Source organism: Pedobacter sp. TM02 (genome assembly GCF_059705275.1).
Genome location: NZ_AP046530.1, coordinates 315,009 through 331,934 on the forward strand (window position 1 = coordinate 315,009; position 16,926 = coordinate 331,934).

At 45.3% G+C, this 16,926-nt stretch carries 14 protein-coding genes; 6 read left to right on the plus strand and 8 right to left on the minus strand.

Annotation, left to right across the window (positions count from 1 at the left end):
- The first annotated feature begins 8 nt into the window (after positions 1-8).
- On the plus strand, positions 9-2,780 hold the full coding sequence (locus tag AC6H1S_RS01415; RefSeq protein ID WP_497564857.1) for a PAS domain S-box protein: 2,772 nt from the start codon (positions 9-11) through the stop codon (positions 2,778-2,780).
- Between the two features lie 107 nt (positions 2,781-2,887).
- Here AC6H1S_RS01415 and AC6H1S_RS01420 read toward each other — a convergent pair whose 3' ends face one another.
- The 6 genes from AC6H1S_RS01420 to AC6H1S_RS01445 all read right to left on the minus strand — a co-directional run bounded on the left by AC6H1S_RS01420 (position 2,888) and on the right by AC6H1S_RS01445 (position 8,820).
- Positions 2,888-4,270, minus strand: a complete 1,383-nt coding sequence (locus AC6H1S_RS01420; protein ID WP_199138510.1) for a hypothetical protein — start codon at positions 4,268-4,270, stop codon at positions 2,888-2,890.
- A 1-nt stretch (position 4,271) separates the two neighbouring features.
- Positions 4,272-4,970: a ComF family protein gene (locus tag AC6H1S_RS01425; protein ID WP_497564858.1), complete on the minus strand. Its 699-nt coding sequence runs from the start codon at positions 4,968-4,970 to the stop codon at positions 4,272-4,274.
- A gap of 50 nt (positions 4,971-5,020) precedes the next feature.
- Entirely contained in the window at positions 5,021-6,070 is a 1,050-nt protein-coding gene (gene rlmN / locus AC6H1S_RS01430) for a dual-specificity RNA methyltransferase RlmN (RefSeq protein ID WP_497564859.1), read from the minus strand.
- A 93-nt stretch (positions 6,071-6,163) separates the two neighbouring features.
- Entirely contained in the window at positions 6,164-7,132 is a 969-nt protein-coding gene (rluF, locus tag AC6H1S_RS01435; RefSeq protein ID WP_199138504.1) for a 23S rRNA pseudouridine(2604) synthase RluF, read from the minus strand.
- Between the two features lie 258 nt (positions 7,133-7,390).
- Positions 7,391-7,882, minus strand: a complete 492-nt coding sequence (locus tag AC6H1S_RS01440; protein WP_497564860.1) for a DinB family protein — start codon at positions 7,880-7,882, stop codon at positions 7,391-7,393.
- Between the two features lie 248 nt (positions 7,883-8,130).
- Positions 8,131-8,820, minus strand: a complete 690-nt coding sequence (locus AC6H1S_RS01445; protein WP_497564861.1) for a helix-turn-helix transcriptional regulator — start codon at positions 8,818-8,820, stop codon at positions 8,131-8,133.
- Positions 8,821-8,946: 126 nt separating this feature from the next.
- Here AC6H1S_RS01445 and AC6H1S_RS01450 point away from each other — a divergent pair, with 126 nt between their 5' ends.
- A complete protein-coding gene (locus AC6H1S_RS01450) occupies positions 8,947-11,424 on the plus strand; it encodes a hybrid sensor histidine kinase/response regulator (protein WP_497564862.1) in 2,478 nt (825 codons plus the stop codon).
- On the opposite strand, the gene AC6H1S_RS01455 is transcribed toward AC6H1S_RS01450, so the two are convergent.
- Entirely contained in the window at positions 11,409-12,728 is a 1,320-nt protein-coding gene (locus AC6H1S_RS01455; protein ID WP_497564863.1) for a sigma-54-dependent transcriptional regulator, read from the minus strand. The genes AC6H1S_RS01450 and AC6H1S_RS01455 overlap by 16 nt on opposite strands.
- A 91-nt stretch (positions 12,729-12,819) precedes the next feature.
- The gene (locus AC6H1S_RS01460) at positions 12,820-13,143 is read right to left on the minus strand and encodes a hypothetical protein (protein ID WP_199138494.1); all 324 of its coding nucleotides are present in this window, start codon (positions 13,141-13,143) and stop codon (positions 12,820-12,822) included.
- Positions 13,144-13,362: 219 nt separating this feature from the next.
- On the opposite strand from AC6H1S_RS01460, the gene AC6H1S_RS01465 reads away from it, so the two are divergent.
- The 4 genes from AC6H1S_RS01465 (at position 13,363) to AC6H1S_RS01480 (ending at position 16,846) form a co-directional block, all read left to right on the plus strand.
- A complete protein-coding gene (locus AC6H1S_RS01465) occupies positions 13,363-14,529 on the plus strand; it encodes an amidohydrolase family protein (RefSeq protein ID WP_497564864.1) in 1,167 nt (388 codons plus the stop codon).
- Between the two features lie 11 nt (positions 14,530-14,540).
- Positions 14,541-15,506: a D-2-hydroxyacid dehydrogenase family protein gene (locus tag AC6H1S_RS01470; RefSeq protein WP_497564865.1), complete on the plus strand. Its 966-nt coding sequence runs from the start codon at positions 14,541-14,543 to the stop codon at positions 15,504-15,506.
- 12 nt (positions 15,507-15,518) lie between these two features.
- A complete protein-coding gene (locus tag AC6H1S_RS01475) occupies positions 15,519-16,463 on the plus strand; it encodes an NAD(P)H-dependent flavin oxidoreductase (protein ID WP_497564866.1) in 945 nt (314 codons plus the stop codon).
- A gap of 98 nt (positions 16,464-16,561) precedes the next feature.
- Positions 16,562-16,846, plus strand: coding sequence for an acylphosphatase (locus AC6H1S_RS01480; RefSeq protein WP_497564867.1), 285 nt, complete (start codon positions 16,562-16,564; stop codon positions 16,844-16,846).
- Positions 16,847-16,926 lie beyond the last annotated feature (80 nt).

Sequence of the window (16,926 nt, forward strand, 5' to 3'; positions counted from 1 at the left end):
TTTAAGCAATGTTCAACCAGTCTCCCTATTCTCCTGAACAAGAAGAACAGCGCCTTGCTGCACTGTATTCTTATGATATTTTGGGAGACGGACTGGAGCATGAGCTCGACAATTTGGTGAAGCTTGCGGCGCAGATTGCCAATGTGCCTATTGCCTACGTGTCTTTTGTTGATCGCGACAGCGTGGTCCTGAAATCGGCCGTAGGCGTAGATGCTGAGCATAGAAAGTTGCCTAGAACGGTAACCATTTGCCAGTATACCATGATGGCCGATCATATTTTTTTGATGCCAGATGTAAGGCAGGAACCAGAATTGTCGAGCCATCCATTGGTTAATAGCGACGCCCACATTAGGTTTTACGCCAGTGCACCGCTAAAAGACAGCGAAGGGTTTGCCTTGGGCTGCCTTTGCCTGCTCGATGTACAGCCCCGAAACCTTAACGAACACCAGCTCGAAGCCCTGTCTACCCTGGCAGTACAGGTGGTAGCTCAACTGGCGCTTAAAAGAAAAAATGCCCAGCTCGAAGCCCAAACCAAACGTTTTGATGAGTTTGTCGATATCTTTACGGTTTCGCCCGAAATCCATTGTATTTTAGACCGTAATGGAGCCATTCTTTTTATCAACGATGCGGTAACCTCGCTGTTGCAATATACCGTTGAGGAAACCATTGGCCAGAGCATGTGGGATTACTGCCTGCGTGAAGATGTAAACAGAACCGTTTACGCGATTGAAGATGGATTGCGAAGTGGCGAGAAACAGTTCAGCATCGATTTTAGGCTGGTCAGCAAGTACAACCAGGTGAAATGGATGGGCTGGAACATGGTGGCCAAAGACAATCGCTGGTATTGCTATGGCAGGGATATTACCGAAAGCAAAAAGGTGGAAAACGAATTGACCCAGCTGTCGTTCGTGGCCAGCAAGGTAAATAATGGCGTGGTAATTAACGATGCCAACAACAATGCCATTTGGGTTAATGATGCTTTTGAGAAAATTACCGGCTTTACCCTCGAAGAAGTAAAGGGCAAGCCTTTGGGCGATTTGATTCGCGGTCCAGAAACCGATTGGTCGCTTATTGAAAAAGCACGCCAGCTTACCCAGCAAAAGCAGTCCTTTACCGTCGATATTCTGGCCTACCGTAAAGATAAACAACCCATTTGGCTGTCCATCTACAATACGGTAGTGCTAAACGACGAAGGCAAGGTAGAAACCGAGGTAGAAATCATCATCGATATTACCGAAAAGAAAAAGGCCGAAGAAGAGCTGCAGGTGCTGTCGCTGGTGGCCAGCAAAACCAATACTGGCGTTACCATTTCGAACGAGAAAGGAGAAATTACCTGGATAAACGATGCCTTGGAAAGCCTAATAGGCTATTCGCTGGCCGAGCTTTCGGGCAAAATGCTGGGCGATGTGCTTTCTACGCCCGAAACCGACAAGGAACTGATCCTTAAATCGCGTAAAAAGGCCAACAACAAGCAAGCCTATACCATTGAGGTTTTGGCGCATAAAAAAGACGGCACACCTATCTGGCTTTCGGTGGCCAATACGCCGATCATCAATGCCAACGGACAATTAGAGCGCCAGGTAGAGCTTATTTACGACATTACGCAACGCAAACAGGTGGAGCGCGAAATGGTAGAGGCCAGGGAACAGGCCCTGCAACTGAGCGAAGCCAAAGAGATGTTTCTCTCGGTGATGAGCCACGAAATACGTACGCCACTCAACGCTGTTATCGGAATGACGCATTTGTTGTTGGAAAACGAACCCAAAGATTCGCAGATTGACGACCTGAACATCCTGAAGTTCTCGGGAGAAAACCTGCTCAATATCATCAACGATATCCTCGATTTTACCAAAATAGAAACCGGAAACCTGCAATTGGAAGCCTTGCCCTTCGACTTGCACACGCTTTGTGTAGACATTGTCAACTCGCTACAGGTGGCCGCCGGCAAAAAAGGAAACCAGTTGCTGCTGACTTACGACGACAAGATACCCGAACCCTTGCTGGGCGATAAAACAAGGCTCTACCAGATTGTGATGAACCTATTGGGCAATGCCATCAAGTTTACCGATCATGGAAAAGTTGAGTTTACGCTTAAGCTCAAACAGCAAACGCCAGACGAAGCCTTGATTTATTTTGAAGTTGCGGATAATGGCATCGGTATTCCCAAAGAAAAGCAGTCTTATATTTTTGAAACATTTACCCAGGCCAGAACTGATATTTCGCGAAAATACGGAGGTACGGGACTGGGTTTGGCCATTACCAAAAAACTGATCAAGCTCTACCAATCGGAAATAGAGGTGCAAAGCGTAGAAGGCAAGGGAACGGTGTTCTGTTTCGAAATTAGCTTCAAATTGCTGGAGCAACCTGAAAAAGTTCAAGTGCCTCATGCCTTGCCTAGCCTTTTTACGGGCAAACACATCTTGGTGGTTGACGATAACGAGGTGAATATCCTGATTGCCAAAAGATTTTTGAGCAAATGGGGCTTGGATATCGATTTTGCCTCCAATGGCGAAGAAGCGATCCGCAAAATCATGGACAACACATACGACCTGGTATTTATGGATATCCGTATGCCGGGCATTGATGGTTTTGATACCACGCGCATTGTTCGCGAAATCCCAGGCGCTTATTACAAAAACCTGCCCATTATTGCCTTAACGGCATCTACCTTGCATAACGAAAACATGAAATTTAGGGATTGTGGCATGAACGGACACGTTTTAAAGCCGTTTAATCCAGAAGAAATCAAACAGGTGCTCCATAACTTCCTTAAAAAGTAAAGGGCCGATATTTCCTAAAAAATATCGACCCTTACCATCTAAATTAACGCTCTCGATATAATAAACGCGAGCAAGTGCCAATTGTTTTAAAAAGGGCAATAAAATTTTTAATTATTTTCGTAACAACCTAATTCTGAGGGAAATATTCTTAACTTATAGTTTAAATCTTTGTTCAGGTAAGCATTGAAATAGCTGTCGTTGCTCAAATCAAAGCCCTTGTTGTTGGCCGGACTGCCCTTGGCCAGCCTGAAATTTCCGGCATCAGCATTGATAAATAGTGGATCGCTGTTCAGCAGGTTGGTGTCGTTTAAGGTGTTTGTATTGATTTTGAGCAGGTTGTTTTTTACGGTAGCCGTTAATAGTGTATTGGCAACTTTTTTGTCGATCAGAAACTCATTGCTCAAGCTTCCCCATACAATATTGTTGTAAAAATCGATGTTCAGGTTGCCCGATTGTGTATTGCTGATATAATCAGAGAAGTATACGGCCGCTGTTTTCCGTGCAAAGTAGGGGTTGTAGCCTGCAAAAGTATTTTGTTTAAGGTTGTATTTGCCACCCCCCACGCCGTAGAGCAGGTATTGGCCACAGTTAAAGAAAAGATTGTTGAAGGCGGTGAGGTCTGTTTGATAGCCCAAAAAGCCTACCACCTCCATGTTTTTGATAATGGTGTTGGTTAATAGCAGCTTGGGCTGGTCGTTTACCGATAACGAATCGACGGTAATGCCGGTAATGCCATTTTTGATGACTGCATAATTGATGCGCGAATTTTTGCTTTCGGGATAGAAATGGATACCATTCCACTGCCCGGTTTCGTTGCTGTACAGCTTTTCCAGCCGATCGCTGGCAAATACAACGCTATCGGCCTTGGTGCCCAGCGCGGTTAAGGTGCCTTTAATACTCATGGTAGAGTTGCCATGAAACAGGATTTTGGTGCCCGGCTCTAAGGTCAGGTTGGTGTTTTCGGCTACGGTGAGCGATTTGTAGATGATGTAGGGTAGCTTGCTGTTCCAAACCGTATTGTTCTTAATGGTGGCGCTGTTGATAAACACCGCATTCTGTCCGTAGGCCACCAGTGCAATGCGTTGCTTTTTGCCGTTAAAATAGCACAAAATCGAATCCTGCACAATAAAAGGGAGGTCTTGCTGGGTTGGGTTGATGTTGACTTTGACAAAGACGTTGATCGAATCGTTGCCGTTTATTTTGAGGTTATTGGTTTCTGAAACCGCTTGTCCGTTAATGTTCAGGCTAAAAGCCGAATTGTTGCCTCCGCTTAGACGGATTTGGTTGAGGTTAATGGCCCTCGAGTTTCGGTTGTAGATTTTTAATCTCCTGGTGCTTGAGCCTACTGCTGTAAAAACCGTATCGAATAACACGCTGTCTGATGAGAAGTTGAGTTTGGCATCCAAGTCTAGAGTCAGCTCCTCGTCCTTGTTGCAGGCCGCAAAGATCAGGCTGGTTAAGATACTCAGAAGCAGTAGTTTTATTCTCATCTTATTCTGCAAAAGCAAGGGTAGCTATACTTAATTTTTTAACACCAATGTTTAATAACGTTTGGCCGCAGGCTTCTAGTGTTGATCCGGTGGTAATTACGTCGTCGACCAAAAGAATATGCCCGTCTTTTAGTTCTTCAGGATGCCTCACCTCAAAAACCGATTCCATGTTCTCGTGCCGGGTATATCTCGATTTTTTGGTTTGGCTGCTGGTGGCCTTTTGGCGTAATAAGTTAGCATTTTTTACCGGAACATCCAAAACTTCGGCTATGCCCTTGGCAATGAACAGGCTTTGGTTGTAGCCCCTTTGTTTTTCTTTGCGCGCATGCAAAGGTACAGGCACAATGGCGCTGATACCGGCATACGCTGGATTTTGAAGCAGTTTTTGGCCTAAAAGATGGCCCAACAGTCTGCCTGTTTCGGTTTTGCCTTTATATTTAAGGCCGTGCATTAATTGTTGCACTTTGTTGCCTTTCTTAAAATAGAGCATCGCCATGGCCGCGTTAAAAGGTATACGGCTCCAAAATTGTTTTGCTACCGGGTTGTCTGGATATAAATGGAAATCGGTGTAGGGAAGGTCGTAAAGGCAATGGCTGCAGATTTCTTTTTCGCCATAATGCAAATGCGTGCCACAAGCATTGCAGAGCAATGGGAAGAGCAGGTTGATCGTATCTTCGGCTAAGCGCTTGATGGCTATCATACCTACAATTTAAGCAATTGTTGGCATACGCCGAATACATTTGCGAAAATTTAAGCCGTTTCTTTTACAGCCAGCTGTCCGCAGGCTGCATCGATATCTTTGCCACGGCTTCTCCTGATGTTGGTGTTGATGCCCTGGCTGCGCAGGTAATTGGCAAAAGCATCTATTTTGTCGCCTTTGGCATTGATGAAATCGGCAAATTGAATAGGGTTGTACTCAATGAGGTTTACCTTGCAAGGCACGTGCTTGCAAAATTTGGCCAGCTCCATGGCATCCTGTATTTCGTCGTTAAAATTATTGAAGACGATGTATTCGTAGGTAACCGGATTTTTGGTTTTGGAGAAATAGTATTTCAAGGCTTCGGCCAATGCCTTTAACGAATTGTGTTCGGTAATAGGCATGATTTCGTGTCGCTTGCTATCGTTGGCGGCGTGTAGCGACAGGGCCAGGTTGAACTTTACGCCATCATCGCCCAGTTTTTTGATCATTTTAGCAATGCCTGCAGTAGAAACGGTAATTCGCTTGTACGACATGTTCAGCCCATCGGGAGCGGTAATTCGTTCAATAGATTTCAATACGTTGGCATAGTTAAGCAATGGTTCGCCCATGCCCATGTATACGATATTGGTTAAGGGAATATTGTAGTTCTTTTTAGCCTGTTGGTCAATCAGCACCACCTGATCGTAAATTTCGTCGGCATTAAGGTTACGTTTGCGGTCCATATAGCCGGTTGCACAAAACTTGCAGGTGAGGCTGCAGCCCACTTGCGAGCTTACGCAGGCTGTCATCCTTTCGTCGGTAGGAATCAATACGCCTTCCACAATGTTGCCATCGTACAAACGGAAGGCATTTTTGATGGTGTGGTCGTTGCTAAACTGTGCGCTGTTGATCTCGACAACGTTAATGGCGTAATTGTCTGCAAGCTTTTTACGCAGGTCTTTAGACAGGTTGCTCATTTCGTCAAAGCTACGTGCCGATTTTTCCCAAAGCCATTGGTAAACCTGTTTTGCTCGGTAGGCGGGCTCTTTCATTTCGGCAAAGTGCTGCTGCAATTGCGCCAAATCAAGCGAACGGATATCTATTTTCTTCGTGCTAAGCATGTTACGGTGCAAAGATACTCATATTAGTTCGTTAGCAATGGGTTCGTTGATAAAATGACGCCCAAACCTGAACTTTTTGACATCGGTATTAAATTATCTTTTGGGGCTGCGGGTTTTGGCTGCAGGTGCGCCCGATTTGCCTTTGCCTGGTCGGGTAGGCCTTCTGTTGGGTCCAGATTTAAACCAGTCGCTTCCTGTGGTATTTGATTTGCTTGGGCCACCATTGGCTTTGGCCTTGCCTTTTGCTGCTGGGGTTTTCTCTTTGCCAAAGCGCTGTGCGGGTTTTTCGGTCTTTGGAGCGGCCGATCTTTGGTTTTCTTTTTTAGGGGTTGCAGGTTTCTCAGAACTCGATTTGGCCAATTGTTTGGTAATTTGCGCCAACTCTTCTGGCGTAAGCTCGCGCCAATCGCCGACCGGAATGCCCTTTAAGGTGATGTTCATAATCCGAACGCGCTCCAGTTTCGTTACCTCATAGCCAAAATGCTCGCACATGCGACGGATTTGCCTGTTGAGGCCTTGTACAAGCACGATTCTGAAAACATTGGCTGCTTCTTTGGTTACCTTGCACTTTTTGGTCATCACGCCCAAAACCGGTACACCCTTGCCCATGCCTTCAATAAACTGATCGGTAAGGGGTTTGTTTACGGTAACCACATATTCTTTTTCGTGGTTATTGCCTGCACGAAGTATTTTGTTAACCAGGTCGCCGTTGTTGGTTAAAAAGATAAGACCTTGCGAGTCCTTGTCCAGCCGGCCAATCGGGAATACCCGCTCGCTGTGGTTTACATGATCTACAATGTTGTCTTTGATCTTCGCTTCGGTGGTGCTGGTAATGCCTACAGGCTTGTTATAAGCCAAAAGAATGGTGTTTTCTGCCTGTTGTGGCTCAATGGTTTGGCCATTTACGCTTACCACATCGCCAAAAAACACTTTGTCGCCTACCTTAGCTTTGCGCCCGTTAATAAAAACCTGGCCAAGTTCAATGTACCTGTCGGCCGCTCTTCTTGAGCATAAACCGCTTTCGCTAATGTATTTGTTTAATCGTGTTGTAGAATCAGACATGGGGTAAAGATTATGAAATATCTTACAAAGTAACCAATTCTAATCCGATAAACAGCAACAATACTGAGTTTTGCCGATCAAATCTTTGATGCAAAACCAGTATGCTATGGATTTTTAGGGCTGAAATACCGTCAATCAAGTCGCGGGTGCCCAACCTCAGAATAAATCAGGCTTCGGGCAACGTTTAAAACAATGCCAAGCCAAACTTTGACAACCCTTAGGGCCAAAGTAGCCAAAAAGGTTGTCAAGGTACAGGATTTAAAAGCTTGGGTCGTCTGCACTGGGGCCATAGCTTCCTGGAATTGGAATGTTTAACAAACGCAGGTAAACGCCTAGTTGTGCCCTGTGATGAATGGTTTGACTATAGGCATGTCTGATGGTTTCGTACTTGGTCATGGCGGCATAAATCTGATCGGCGTTGCGCAAAACCCAAGTGCCGCTCAGGTCTTTGTCTGTTGCTTGGCTGAGGCTCGAACGACCATCTTCGTAGCTTTTTTCGAAGAGGGCAAGCAACTCGGTGGCATTGCTTACTGAGGTTGGATTGTAGGGCTCTGTGGCAAAATCCAGGCCGTCGGTTTTTAAAGCTAGGGTTACCCAGGTTGGCAACTCGGCTATGTGGACGCTCAGGTCTTTCATTTTCATGCTTTTTTCGTGCGGCGCCCAATCCAATTTGTCGGCAGGTACCAAAGCCAGCATTTTACGGGTTGTTTGGGCTTCTTGCGCCAATTCGGTCAATAAAAGTTCAATCATGTTCATCGTTTTGCTATTTGTTTAAACAAAGTAACGAGCGCTTACTGACAACCCTATGGCAGTGCGAAATTCGGGATGAAAAATTTTAGCAGCATTTTGTTTTTCGCCACCTAGCCTGCAGGCTAGTCCTTTCTCCTTGATGAGAAATGGACCAAAGAATCAAGGCTTCAAACTGCGCTTCAAAATCAACGAAAGCATAAAAAACGATTTGATGAGATGCAGGAATCGAGGTCAGGCATGATGATACCTTAATAATCCACTGGCAATATCTTCATGTAGTCGTTCAGGGCCATGTGCTCACTTTTGCGGAAGGGGGTTTCGGTGCATTTAACCGATACGATATTGATAACCTTGAAATCGCGATATTCGTTGCGCAGGTGGCACCAGGCTATCAAATGCCAGCTAAAAGCATAAAAGATCAGGCCTATTGGCTCAACCTCTCTTTTGCTGGCTTCGCCTTTCTTGTTTTTATAGTCTATTTCTACAATACATTTGGCGCTGATGGCATTTTGGAGTGCTGAGAGGTATTCGGTGTCGTTTTTCAGCCTTTCGGGTAGCTGCAGCCTGATGTTTTCGTTCAGGTTTTCGAGCTTTTCCTTTTGGCTGCTGCGCAACACGCCTTTTACCTTGTTGAGTGCCGTGGTGTAATGGTGCGCAATAGATTTATCGCCAAAGCCCGTTAAGAATCGTTCCATCAGCAATAACGCATTGGCCTCGTCAGAATTAAACGAAATTGGCGGCAAAAAATAACCCTGTACAATAAAGTAGCCTTTATGGGGCTCAAAACTAATGGGAACGCCCTGTTCGCCAAGCGCCCGCATATCGCGGTAAACTGTACGTATACTGATGTCGAACTGGTCGGCAATTTTTTCGGCAGTTACGTATTTTCTTGACTGCAATAAGATTAATATTCCAAAAAGTCTGTCTATTCTGTTCATTTTGGCCTGAAAATAGCTGTGATAAAACTACAGATAATCGGTTAGAAACGAAACCGAAATTTAAACGCAACTACATTTTCTAAACCGTTGCGTTAACTAAGGGTTATTTAGCGTGAAACAATTTTAATGCAGACCAATATCAAAAGGCGTTTTTTTACGGTAGCAAAGAGCAAAGTGGTGATAGGCTTCTTATTGGCTTGTTTTGCGCTTTTAACAGCTTGGGCCATCAGCAGGTTTGCCTTTAAGAAGATGTTGCGCACCGTTGAAGAGATTTCGGCACCAAACGAGCGCCTCAAAATGGTAAACCAGTTGTCGCACAGCATTTCAAAACTCGACCAGTTGCAACGCGACCAGGCCATCAACAACAAGGGAAAGAGCGCCGAGTTTATCAGGGAATCGCGCGCTTCGCGTGGTAATTTAGATACCTTGGCTAAGCTCTATGCCAAAGACAAGGCCCAATTGCGCCGCATCAGGTCTATTAAAAGATTGCTTGATGATAAAGACCAGCAGTTTGTGATGTACATGCAAGTACGCGAAACCCTGGTTAATACCAAATCGTTTTCAGAAGAAGTAAGCAAGCTGAGCGATCTGATTGCCCAGCGCGGCCAACAACGCGATAGTGCGTTGCTGACTACCGAAACGTCTACTTCGACTACCATTGTAGCGCCCGAAGAGGAGAAAAAATCGAGGGGATTTTTAAGCAAGCTGTTTGGCAAGAAGAAATCAGAAGTCTATAAAATCATCAATGAAGAATTTAAGATCAAGCGCGATACCTTAAATACGCAGGTTGAAGATAGCATTGCCAACCACATCGACACCATTTTAAGAACCATTGAAACCGAGCAGAAAGAAAAAAGCGCCAGGTTTTTGAAAAGGGAAGCCGATTTGGCTACGGCCAGTACGCTGATTACCACCCAAATGCTCAATATCCTGAAAGAGGTAGAGGCAGATGCGGTAGCGCAGGTAGACCTGAAAAACAACCAGGCCAAAGCCGTCGTGAATAAAGGCGCAGGGCAGATTACGGCTTTGCTGATCGGTTTTTTCTTCCTGACCATTGTGCTGGTGTACCTCATCCTAACAGATATTGCCAGCATTAACCGCTACCGGAAGGACCTCGAAACTGCCAAAGACGAGGCCGAATACCACAGCAAGGCCAAGCAGCGCTTCCTTTCTAACATGAGCCACGAAATCAGAACGCCCCTGCAGTCTATTTTAGGCTATGCCGAACTGATTGCACAACAGGATAAGCCGAACCAAAAAAATGTGGATGCCATTTACCAATCGGCAATGCATTTATTGCAGATTGTAAATGAGGTGCTCGATTACAACCGTATCATTTCGGGCGAGTTTACTTTTAGCCAACAAGTGTTTAACGTAGGCAAAGTACTTGATGAGGTGATAGAGGTTATGCGCCCATTGGCCGAGCAGAAGCAGGTTGGTTTGGTTGCAGCCTTTGACTTGGATGGGGTACAGTATGCCTTAGGCGATGCTTTTAGATTGAAGCAGATTTTGTTCAACCTGTTGGGCAATGCCATTAAATTTACGGTAAAAGGCCAGATTAATTTCGATCTGTCGCTAAAAAAGCATGGCGGTTTTGTGCATTTTAACTTTGTAATCAAAGACACGGGTATTGGTTTTGACGAAGCACACATCCAACGGATCTTTAACGAGTTTGAACAGCTAGAAAGCAACGAAAAATACATCCATAACCAAACCGGAACGGGTTTGGGCTTGGCCATTGTCAAATCTTTGGTAGAAAGCCAGGGTGGCCACATTAACGTGAAGAGCCAAAAAGAGAAGGGTACTACCTTTACTTTCCACCTGAAATATCGACATGCCGAAAAACCCGAAAACGAACTGGAAGCCATTGGCCAAAACCCCATTGTCAATACCGGCAAAGTATGGATGATAGACGATGACCAATTGATTTTAGAGCTCTGCGCATTGATTTTCGAAAAACACGATATCCCTTATCAAACCTTTAACACTGCACAAGCCATACTCAATGCCGAACACAGCGATGTAAATTATGTGCTCATTGATATGCGCCTGCCAGAAATGTCAGGCTTGGAACTGCACCGCATCCTGAAGCATAAAATGCCTTCGCATGTTAAGTTTTACGCCATTACGGCGCAGGTACTGCCCGATGAACAGCAGGCTATTTTAGCCGAAGGATTTAATGGGTTGATTACAAAGCCTTTTAAAACAGAAGACCTCTTGTCTATTTTCGAAAGAATGATGGTGATTGAAGAACAGGTAGCGTTTGATGTGAGCACCATTGAAAAGATGACTTTGGGCGATCAACAATTGCTGCAAAGGATACTGAACCAGTTTCAGGCCGATTGCCAGCAGGATAGCGCAATGCTTAAGGAAAGCATCGAAAAACACGACAAAGCCAATTGCCGACTTATTGTACACCGTTTGGCCGGACGTACTGCGCAGGTTGGGGCTGCCGCGCTGGCGGCAAAGTTCAGAAAGCTGGAGCTTGCAATAGCGGAAAGCCCCCAGGTTGACGAGAAGATAAAGAATCAGGCCATTAGCCTTATTAAAGAGCTAAATCAGTTGCTGGTAATGATCGATGAAATAGATTATTCGATGCCGTAGCGTTCCATTTTGCTGTAAAGCGTTTTCCGGTCAATATTAAGCAGCTTGGCCGCCTTTGATTTATTGAACCTTACTTTTTGCAAGGTTTCGGTAATGAGCTGTTTCTCGTTTTGCTCGTTTACGGCTTTGAGGTCGGTGCTGCTGTTTTTCGACAGCTGGCTTACGGCCATTTTCATTTCGTCGGGCAGGCTTGCCATTCCGGCCGTTTGGCCAGGGCTTAAAAGCACCATTCTTTTGATCACGTTTTTGAGCTCGCGCAAATTGCCTGGCCAATCGTAATCCAGCAACAATTGTTTGGCATCGGGTTCAATAGCCTGTACGTTCCGGCTCAGTTCTTTGTTGCTTAGCGTAATAAAGTGGTTGATAAACAGTTCCAAATCCTTGCCTCGATCTCGCAAGGCAGGCAATTGTATCTTAAATTCGTTTAGGCGGTGGTAAAGGTCTTCCCTAAATTCGCCTTGCTGGATGCTGTTGGCCAAATCGTCGTTGGTGGCGGCAATGATCCTCACATCTACAGGGATGGCTTTTGTACTGCCAATAGGCTGAATAATACGCTCTTGTAGGGCCCTTAGTAGCTTTACCTGCACTTCGTAGCTCAGGTTGCCCACTTCGTCTAAAAACAAAGTACCCCCATTAGCGGCCTCGAATTGTCCTTTTTTATCGTTCAGCGCACCGGTAAATGCACCTTTTGTATGGCCAAAAAGCTCGCTGCCGGCCAAATCTTTCGATAAGGTGCCACAATCGATGGCGACAAAAGGCTTGGTGCTGCGCTTGCTCTGCAGGTGCAGGGTTTTGGCAATATGTTCTTTGCCGGTGCCGCTTTCGCCCTGTATAATCACCGACATATCGGTTGGAGCTACCAGGGCAATGTGCTGATGCAGTTTTTCGGCTACTTCGCTTTTGCCTTTAATAAAGTTATCGTCTGTGGACACAGGTTCAGCTTCGTCTTTGGCCAGCGAGTTTTTGATAACCATCAGCAACTCGTCGGGGTTTACCGGTTTGGTAATGTAGTCGAATGCACCCAGCTGTATCGATTTTACGGCAGTACGCACATCGTTAAAGCTGGTCATTATGATGGTAGGGGTGAAAATGCCTTTTTCGCGGGCATATTTGAGCACGTCGAGCCCGGTGCCGTCGGGCAGGCGATAATCGACCAGCAACAGCTCGAAATCCTGTTCGCCAATTAGTTTGTACGCCTGTTTGGTATTTGATGCCAATAAGACCTCGAAACCACTTTTAATTAAAAAGCCTTCAATAATTTGCGCAAAAGTGGAGTCGTCTTCAACAATCAGGAATTTTGACATGATACAAAAATAACAAAAGCCAGATAAATCTGGCCTTTGTTAAAGTATAATTGTGTTTTCTGCTATTCAATTATGCTGTTGATTTTTTTAGCTATTCAACAGGTTTACCGTCTTTGTCAAGTTTGATAGAACCGGTTTCTTGTTCTTTCTTCACATCGATTTGGTACCACTCTTTTTTGGCTTTTTCGTCTTTGACCAAGAAAGCAGCAGTAGCTGTCCAGGCTTTGTAAGGCTCAGAAGCCAAAGTAGTTTTTATGCCTTCTGGCAAATCTTCCAATTTTACCGGCGTTTTGGTTACGCTGTCTTGAACGGTAGTAACGATTTCGATTGGGTTTGATTTTGATTTTGCTTCACTTGCTTGTGCTGCCGAAAATCCTGCGAATGCTAACGTAGCGGCTAAAAATAATTTTTTCATAACTGTATTTTTAAATTAGGGTTTTGAAATAAATAATTATACTGAGCTATAGCGCATAATGGTGCCAAAAGAAAAATTATTTTCAATTAATTGATAATCAGTGTAATAAATTTATTGATGAGGTTTGCTGTTGTAGCGTTTCTCTACAACTTGCTGATTTTGTCGTCAAAAAACAGATAAACTTCTTAGGTTTCGAACAGAATGCGCTTAATTTGTGGCATGCAACATTACATTTCGGCCGACTGGATTTTTCCGGTTGAAACAGCTCCTGTCCAAAATGGCGTAATTGGCCTTGATACCGATGGAACCATTACCGCCGTGCTCACGCCCGAACAAGCTCAAGAAATGAAGCTTGAAGGCATTGTTAAGTATAAAGGAGCCATTATTCCGGGTTTGGTTAACACCCATTGCCATTTGGAGCTCTCGCACCTGTTCAAGAAAATCGACGAACATACCGGCCTGCCCCAGTTCATCAGACAGATTTTGGCCTTGCGTGCACAGCCCGAAGACGAAATAATCGCGGCTATGCAAAAAGCCGATGAAGCCATGTATGCCAATGGCATTGTTGCCGTCGGCGATATTTCCAATCAACTGGATTCGAAACCTGTTAAGCTGCAAAGCAAAATCTATTACCATACCTTTGTTGAAGTTTTTGGCTTCAGCAGATCAGCTGCACCGGTAATAGAAGCTGGCCTAAAACTAAAGGCCGATTTCTTGCCACTCAAGGCTTCTGTGGTACCTCATGCGCCATATTCGGTTTCTTCAAGTCTGTTTGCCGAAATTAAAAAGAACCATACCGAAGATGATATCTTGAGCATTCACAACCAGGAAACGGCTGGCGAAAACGAGCTTTTTAGCAAGGGAACAGGTAAATTGGCCGATTTTTTTACCAGTGTAGGCATTCCTCCACACGAAGCACAGGCCTCGGGCCAGAATGCAATCCGCTACCATTTGCCCCAGCTCAACCAAACGTTAAATACGCTGTTGGTGCATAATACCATGAGCGAGCTGGAAGATGTGCAATTTGCCGAACAAGCACATGCTAATTTGTATTGGTGCCTTTGCCCTAATGCTAATCTGTATATCGAAAACTGTTTGCCCGATGTAAAAATGTTCAAGGCTCAGCAGGTAATTTTAACTTTAGGTACCGATAGCTTGGCCAGCAACCATCAGCTTAATATTTTGGCCGAAATGAAAACCCTGCAAGACCGTTTGCAAATCCCTTTTGCCGATTTGTTGCAATGGGCAACTTTAAACGGCGCCATGTTTTTAAATATCGACTCAACTTTTGGAAGCCTCAAAGTTGGCAAAAAGCCAGGCCTGAACCTGGTGCAGCTCTCGGCCGATTTTAAACTGGAAAGCGACCAGGTCCAACGTTTATTTTAATGAGATAGACCATGAAGATAGCCATATTAGACGATTATCAGGATGTAGTTAAAACCTTGGCTTGTTTCGAACTGTTGGATGGCCACGAAGTACAAATCCTGAACGATACCGAAAAAGATCCGACTTTGCTTGCCACCAAGTTGCGAGATGTAGAAGCATTGGTGCTGATCAGAGAGCGGACAACCATTATGGCTGCTTTGCTTAAACAGCTGCCCAACCTGAAGCTGATTAGTCAGACAGGTAAAATAGCCGGACACTTGGATTTGGAAGCCTGCAACAACTATAACGTGGCCGTGGCCGAAGGCGTGGGTTCGCCGGTAGCCCCTGCCGAACTAACCTGGCTCCTCCTCATGAATACCCTGAGGCAACTGCCCAATGCCATTGCCGCGATGAAAGCTGGAAACTGGCAAACCAACATGGGCACCAGTGTTTACGGAAAAACCATTGGTATATGGGGCTATGGCAAAATAGGCAAGCTGGTAGCCAATTACGCCAAGGCTTTTGGCGCCATGGTTTTGGTTTGGGGAAGCGAACAGTCGCGGGCCAATGCCATAGCCGATGGCTTCGAAGCCGCTCCTAGTAAAGCCGTTTTTTTTAGCGAAGCCGATGTGGTTACCTTGCACCTGCGTCTCAATGAACAGACTATGGCCATCGTGAAGGCAAGCGACCTGAGCCTCATGAAGCCTACCGCCGTATTGATCAATACCGCGAGGGCCGAGTTGATTGAAAGTGGCGCGCTGCTCAAATGCCTAAAAGCCGGCCGACCTGGTTTTGCCGGTATCGACGTTTATGAAAACGAACCCGTTAAAAATGCTAATTTTGAATTGTTAACGCTCCCCAATGTAGTGTGCACCCCGCATTTGGGCTATGTAGAGCAAAACAGCTATGAACTGTATTTTGGCAAAGCCTTCGAAAACGTGGTCAACTACAGCAAAGGCAGGCCAACACATATTGTAAATCCAGAAGTACTTAAATAAGGTAAATCAAACATGAACCCCATCTGCAAACTATTCAACATCAAATATCCCATCATACAGGCCGGAATGATCTGGTGCAGCGGCTGGAGGCTGGCTTCGGCGGTTTCGAATGCTGGTGGATTGGGTATTATAGGCGCCGGGTCTATGTATCCGGAAGTTCTTCGCGAGCATATCCGAAAATGTAAGGTGGCTACCGAACATCCATTTGGGGTAAACGTACCTTTGCTTTATCCCAATATTCAGGAAATTATGGATATTTTGGTAGAAGAGGGCGTAAAAATTGTATTTACCTCGGCAGGTAATCCTGCCATCTGGACATCTTTTTTAAAATCGAATCAAATTACGGTAGTCCATGTTATTGCCAATACCAAGTTTGCGCTCAAGGCAGAAGCTGAAGGTGTTGATGCCATTGTGGCCGAGGGTTTTGAGGCCGGCGGGCATAACGGGCGCGAAGAAACTACCACCATGTGCCTTATCCCGATGATTGCCAAGGCCGTAAAAATTCCGGTAATTGCTGCCGGGGGTATAGGCAGCGGACGCGCCATGTTGGCGGCCATGGCCTTAGGCGCGGCTGGGGTTCAAATAGGATCGGCTTTTGCCGTTGCCGAAGAATCGTCGGGCCATCCCAACTTTAAAGCAAAAATTATCCATGCGGCCGAGGGCGATACCAAATTGAGGCTGAAAAAACTGGTGCCGGTACGCCTGCTCCAGAATGAATTTGCGGCTGCGGTTGGACAAGCCGAGGCCGAAGGTGCCAGCACCGAACAGTTGGCCGCGCTTTTGGGCAGGGCCAGGGCAAAGCTGGGCATGTTTGAGGGCGATATGGAACAGGGAGAGCTAGAAATTGGGCAGGTTTCGGCTATGCTGGATGAAATTAAGCCTGCAGCACAAATACTAAACGAAGTTTGGGAAGAGTTTTTGCTAGAGAAAAAAAGATTGCTAGAAATGAATTTTTAACCCAGTTTATAGTTATTAGTTACTAACTAACTAACTACTATTTACTAAAAACCATCGACCCTAACCAACCAACAACGAACCAACCAACTAATAACGAAATGAAACATATCAATATAAAAGTTACAGGTAAAGTACAAGGTGTTTTCTTTAGGGCAAGTACCAAAGCCGTAGCCGACCAAATGGGCGTAAAGGGTTGGGTAAAGAACCAAAAAGATGGGACCGTTTACATCGAAGCCGAAGCCAGTGAAACCATACTGGGGCTCTTTTTAGATTGGTGCAAGGAAGGCCCCGAAAAATCGGTAGTAGAAAATGTAGAAGTAGCCGATGGAGAAATTAAAAATTATCGCAACTTTGAAGTTATCAAAAAGAATCTGTTGTGGTAAAACTGATTAACGATTTAGCTTGACGGTTTACGATTGCAAAAAGCTCGAGCCTAATCTGAAATCCAAAATCTAAAATCGTC

What these genes read in the sequence shown, in the direction of transcription:
- AC6H1S_RS01460 (WP_199138494.1), bottom strand. Translation starts at nt 13,143, where the DNA reads ATGAAAAAATTATTTTTAGCCGCTACGTTAGCATTCGCAGGATTTTCG.
- rluF (WP_199138504.1), bottom strand. Translation starts at nt 7,132, where the DNA reads ATGTCTGATTCTACAACACGATTAAACAAATACATTAGCGAAAGCGGT.
- AC6H1S_RS01440 (WP_497564860.1), bottom strand. Translation starts at nt 7,882, where the DNA reads ATGATTGAACTTTTATTGACCGAATTGGCGCAAGAAGCCCAAACAACC.
- AC6H1S_RS01420 (WP_199138510.1), bottom strand. Translation starts at nt 4,270, where the DNA reads ATGAGAATAAAACTACTGCTTCTGAGTATCTTAACCAGCCTGATCTTT.
- AC6H1S_RS01465 (WP_497564864.1), top strand. Translation starts at nt 13,363, where the DNA reads ATGCAACATTACATTTCGGCCGACTGGATTTTTCCGGTTGAAACAGCT.
- AC6H1S_RS01480 (WP_497564867.1), top strand. Translation starts at nt 16,562, where the DNA reads ATGAAACATATCAATATAAAAGTTACAGGTAAAGTACAAGGTGTTTTC.
- AC6H1S_RS01425 (WP_497564858.1), bottom strand. Translation starts at nt 4,970, where the DNA reads ATGATAGCCATCAAGCGCTTAGCCGAAGATACGATCAACCTGCTCTTC.
- AC6H1S_RS01470 (WP_497564865.1), top strand. Translation starts at nt 14,541, where the DNA reads ATGAAGATAGCCATATTAGACGATTATCAGGATGTAGTTAAAACCTTG.
- rlmN (WP_497564859.1), bottom strand. Translation starts at nt 6,070, where the DNA reads ATGCTTAGCACGAAGAAAATAGATATCCGTTCGCTTGATTTGGCGCAA.
- AC6H1S_RS01415 (WP_497564857.1), top strand. Translation starts at nt 9, where the DNA reads ATGTTCAACCAGTCTCCCTATTCTCCTGAACAAGAAGAACAGCGCCTT.
- AC6H1S_RS01445 (WP_497564861.1), bottom strand. Translation starts at nt 8,820, where the DNA reads ATGAACAGAATAGACAGACTTTTTGGAATATTAATCTTATTGCAGTCA.
- AC6H1S_RS01455 (WP_497564863.1), bottom strand. Translation starts at nt 12,728, where the DNA reads ATGTCAAAATTCCTGATTGTTGAAGACGACTCCACTTTTGCGCAAATT.
- AC6H1S_RS01450 (WP_497564862.1), top strand. Translation starts at nt 8,947, where the DNA reads ATGCAGACCAATATCAAAAGGCGTTTTTTTACGGTAGCAAAGAGCAAA.
- AC6H1S_RS01475 (WP_497564866.1), top strand. Translation starts at nt 15,519, where the DNA reads ATGAACCCCATCTGCAAACTATTCAACATCAAATATCCCATCATACAG.